This window comes from Streptomyces sp. NPDC006393 (assembly GCF_040628575.1).
In the GTDB taxonomy this organism is placed as follows: Bacteria; Actinomycetota; Actinomycetes; order Streptomycetales; family Streptomycetaceae; genus Streptomyces.
Map to the genome: position 1 here is coordinate 1 of NZ_JBEXZD010000201.1, position 4,770 is coordinate 4,770.

Annotated in this window: 5 protein-coding genes; all 5 read left to right on the forward strand. The window is 68.9% G+C overall.

Annotation, left to right across the window (positions count from 1 at the left end):
* Positions 1-333: hypothetical protein (locus ABZ484_RS38335; protein ID WP_358870577.1), on the forward strand; the 333-nt coding region annotated here is incomplete at its 5' end.
* The gene (locus ABZ484_RS38340) at positions 330-1,727 is read left to right on the forward strand and encodes a phage/plasmid primase, P4 family (protein WP_358870578.1); all 1,398 of its coding nucleotides are present in this window, start codon (positions 330-332) and stop codon (positions 1,725-1,727) included. The genes ABZ484_RS38335 and ABZ484_RS38340, both read left to right, overlap by 4 nt.
* Before the next feature lie 73 nt (positions 1,728-1,800).
* On the forward strand, positions 1,801-2,073 hold the full coding sequence (locus ABZ484_RS38345) for a helix-turn-helix domain-containing protein (protein WP_358870579.1): 273 nt from the start codon (positions 1,801-1,803) through the stop codon (positions 2,071-2,073).
* A gap of 89 nt (positions 2,074-2,162) precedes the next feature.
* Positions 2,163-3,428, forward strand: coding sequence for a site-specific integrase (locus ABZ484_RS38350; RefSeq protein WP_358870580.1), 1,266 nt, complete (start codon positions 2,163-2,165; stop codon positions 3,426-3,428).
* A 252-nt stretch (positions 3,429-3,680) separates the two neighbouring features.
* Positions 3,681-4,770 (forward strand): penicillin-binding transpeptidase domain-containing protein (locus tag ABZ484_RS38355; RefSeq protein ID WP_358870581.1); only part of this gene is annotated, 1,090 nt, incomplete at its 3' end.

Consider the following 4,770-nt stretch of genomic DNA (forward strand, 5'->3'; position numbering starts at 1 on the left):
CCGAAAGGCGCCGCCCGCAAGGGCGTCCGTACTGCTCTTCGCTCTGACCGGTTCCGGAGCAACGAGGCACGCCACGGCACCGAGGACCCGACACCCGACCGGCCCGGTATCCGCATCTACGCCCCACCGGTCTACCGCCACCACTGGGACGGCGCCCGCTGGACCAAACGCCACGGCGACACCCCAACCGCCGCCTACGCCTGCCCCTGCGGGCAGACCGGCACTGCCCGCGGGCCCCGCGCCGTCGCCGCTCTCGCCACCGAGTACGAGGCGCACAAGCACTTCTGTACCGGCACACCGGACCCGCTCACCGAAGGGAGGAACGCCGCATGACCGGCCTGGAAGAACTGCCCGCACCCTCCAACCCTCTCGCCGTCGCCCGGCGGCTCCTGCCGGACTGGCAGACGGAGGACGGGCGCCTTGTCTGCCGGCGCTGGCGCGGCTCGTGGATGCACTGGACCGGGACCTGCTGGCGGGAGCTGGACGAACAGCAGATGCGCGCGGCCATGTACACGCGGCTTGAGCACGCCGTCTACAACGCGCCCGGCAAGGACGGACAGCCCGAGCAGCGCGACTGGGCACCGACCAAGCAGAAGATCAGTAACCTTCTCGACGCGCTCGGGGCCGTTACTCTGCTGCCCACCGAGGTGGACGCCCCCGCCTGGATCGACGGCGCCGGCAACGGCGGCCAGGACCGCAGCCCCATCGTGGCCTGCGCCAACGGGTTGCTGCGCATCCGGGACCGCGCCCTGCTGCCCCACGGTCCAGGGTTCTTCAACCTCGTCTCCGTCCCCTACGCCTACGACCCGCAGGCCACCGCCCCCACGTGGGAACGCTTCCTGCACCAGATCTGGCCCCACGACCCCGACGCCGTCAACGCGCTCCAGGAGTGGTTCGGCTACGTCCTGTCCGGCCGCACCGACCAGCAGAAGATCCTGCTCATCAAAGGGCCCTCCCGCTCCGGGAAAGGCACCATCGCGCGGGTGCTGAAAGAGCTGGTCGGGCGGGAAAACCTGGCCGGCCCGACCCTCGCCGGACTCGGCAGCAACTTCGGGCTGTCGTCCCTGCTCGGAAAGCCCCTCGCAGTCATCTCCGATGCACGGCTGTCCGGCAAGGACGGCGGACAGGTCGTCGAACGGCTCCTGACCATCTCCGGTGAAGACACCATCGACATCGACCGCAAGTTCCGCGACCCCTGGACCGGCAAGCTCCCCACCCGGCTGATGATCCTCACCAACGAACTGCCGAACTTCGGCGACTCCTCCGGAGTCATCGCCCGCCGGTTCGTCGTCCTCAACATGACCGTCTCCTGGCTGGGCAAGGAAGACACCGCCCTGACCGACCGGCTCGCCACCGAGATGCCCGGCATCCTCAACTGGGCCCTTGAAGGACTCGCCCGCCTGGAGCGCACCGGCCGGATCACCGAACCGGCATCCTCGCGGGAATCGGTCGTCATCATGCAGGACACCGCCTCCCCCACCAGCGCATTCGTCCGCGAGTGCTGCACCATCGGACCGGACTGCGCCGTGCCCGTGGACACGCTGTGGGCCATCTGGCGCGAGTGGGCCGAGGACAACGGCGTCCGCGCCGTCGGAACCAAACAGATGTTCGGCAGGAACCTGCAATCCGTCGTCCCGCAGCTCCACCGGGCCCGCCCCCGCGACCAGTACGGCCGACAGGTGCCCACCTACACCGGGATCACCCTCAACCACTCCCACCCGCAATAGCCCGTGTCGCGACTCAAGCAACTCAAACCGCCCTCCCACGGTCCCTGAGTCGCTTGAGTCGCGACACACAGCAATGCGGACTCAACACGTGGAGGACGTCTTGAGCGCGCACGCCCAACCCGACACCGACCCCCGCACGACCCTCCGGGGAGGCCTCCCCGACCGATACCTCACCCCCGACGACATCGCCGAAATGTTCGAGGTACCGAAAGAGACCGTCTACCAGTGGCGCAAGAAGCGGATCGGTCCGCCCGGCTTCCGCATCGGCAAGCACCTTCGCTACGACCCCGCCGACGTCCGCACCTACGTCACCAGCCGCAAAAACACCGACACCGAAGCCGCCTGAAGCGGCCGCACATCGCACCGCCCGATTCCACGGGGAGGGCCACGCCGTGGCCCTCCCCGTCTCACGCTTGAGAAGGGATCACACCCCAAATGGCAGGCCACATCCAAGACCGATGGTTCAAGACTGTCACCAGCCCAGACGACAAGCCCGTCAAGGTCAAGACCGACCGCCACGGAACAGGTCTCCGGTACCGCGCCCGGTACGTCGGCCCGGATGGCACCGAGAAGAGCAAATCGTTCCGGGACAAAGAACTGCGGCTCGCCAAACAGTGGCTCGCGCAGATCGAAGCGGACATGTCGCGCGGTCAGTACGTCGACCCGCGCGTCGCTCGGACAACGTTCCGGCAGTACGCCGAACGGTGGGTCAAGAGCCACACGGGCGAGATCAACAGCCGCGAGGCTGCGGAACGTCGGCTCAGGCTGCACGCCTACCCTCACATCGGCTCACGCCCGCTCGGCTCGTTCAAGCCGGAACACATCCGGGCCTGGATCGCTGCTCTGGAAGCCACCGTGCCGGCGGAGTCGCACCGCCGCATCATCGTCGGCACCGTGTCGGCGGCGCTGAGCGCGGCAGTCGATGACGGGCTGCTCAGCAAGAACCCCTGCCGCGCCCGCACGGTGCAGCTGCCGAAGCCGGGGAAGCCGCGCGTCGTCCCGTGGACGACGGCGCAGGTCTTCGGCGTACGCGCCGCCCTCCCCCGGCGCTACCAGGCGGCCGTGGACGCCGGGGCGGGCTGCGGGCTGCGGCAGGGTGAGATCTTCGGTCTGGCCATAGACGAACTCGACTACGAGGGCGGTTGGCTGACCGTCGGCCACCAGCTCAAGCGCATCCGGGGCGAGTACGTCTTCGCCCTGCCGAAGGGTGGCAAGGTCCGGGACGTGCCGCTTCCCAAAGCCGTGGCGACCGCGCTCCGGGACCACTCGCAGGAGCTCCAGCCGATCGATGTGACGCTTCCGTGGCGCACGCCCGACGGCCCGCCCGTGACGAAACGGCTCCTCTTCAGCGGACCGGAAGGCAATCACGTCCGCGTCAGCAACTTCAACGACCATCACTGGAAGCCTGCTCTGGCCACCGCCGGCATCATCCCGGCACGGGAGACGGGCGAGCGCTACGCCTCGGCCCCCGAACACGGCATGCACGCGCTCAGGCACTTCTACGCATCCGTTCTGTTGGACGCCGGCGAGAACATCCGGGCCTTGAGCCAGTACCTCGGGCACAGCGATCCGGGGTTCACACTCCGGACGTACACGCACCTCATGCCGAGCAGCGAGGGACGCACCCGGAAGGCCGTCGACAGCCTCTATCTGGCGTCGAATCCTCAAGATCACGGCCCAGAGACGGCCCAAGCCGCCTGATCCGGCCCCGGCCAGAGGAAAACGCCCTGGTCGGGGCCCTACGGGGCCAGATCGCGCAGACTTCATCTACTTCTGGCCCCTCTACACGGGCACCGCCATCCCGATCGACTCCTGGCGTTCACGGATGTGGCTGGATACCTGGGTGTGAGTCAGCGGGCTGATCTCTCTTAGGACAACATCCGGAAACATCCCTCACAGTTTCCCCGCACGCCACTTACAGTGCGGAGGAGGAAACGGGGAGGGAGCGCTCTCATGCGCAAGGGGGCCAAGGCCGCCATAGTCAGTGGGGTGTGCGTCGTGCTGGTGGGCGGCGCGGTGTACGGCGGGTACAACTTCGTGTCCGCGCTGAACGGGAGCACCACCGCCGGGGGCGGGGCCGCGCCCGTGAAGACCGGGCCGCCGGACGCGGACGAGGTGAAGGAGGCGTCGGGCAAGTTCTTCACCGCGTGGGAGAAGGGCGACGCGGCGACGGCCGCCTCGTACACGAACTTCCCCGAGGCGGCCCAGGAACTGCTGGCGTCCTACGGCGGCGACGCGCACATCACCCATGTGGAGATCACGCCCCAGCAGGCCACCGGCACCACCGTCCCCTTCTCGGTCGAGGCGACCGTCTCCTACGGCGGGAAGTCCAAGCCGCTGGCCTACCGAGGCAGCCTGAACATCGTGCGCGGCGCCAGCACCCACCGGCCGCTGGTCGACTGGCAGCCGGCCCTGGTGTACCCCGGACTGAAGAAGGGCGACACGCTGGTCACGGGCGAGTCGTCCGCCCCGCCGATCGAGGCCGTCGACCGCAACGGCGCCGTCCTGACGAAGGAGAAGTACCCCTCCCTCGGGCCGATCCTGGACGAGCTGCGCGCGAAGTACGGCGACACGGCGGGCGGCACGCCCTCCGTCGAACTGAGCATCCGTCACGCGGACACCAACGCCGCCGAGACCCCGATCGTCACCCTCGCCAAGGGCCGGCCGGGCAAGCTGCGCACCACGCTCAGCGCGAGCGCGCAGGCGGCGGCCGAACAGGCCGTGCAACGGTTCACCGAGTCCTCGGTCGTGGCCGTGAAGGCGTCCACGGGTGAGGTGCTGGCGGTGGCCAACCACCGCGAGGACGCCTTCAACGCGGCGTTCCTGGGACGCCTCGCACCCGGCTCCACGATGAAGGTCATCACCGCCGCCGCCCTCATCGACAACGGGATCACCACGGCGAACGGGCCCGCCCCCTGCCCTCCGGACGCGGTGTGGCAGAGCCAGACCTTCCACAACCTCAAGGGCCTCCAGCCCGACGAGCACGCCAGCCTCTCCGACAGCTTCTCGCGCTCCTGCAACACGGCCTTCGTCAAGCTCACCG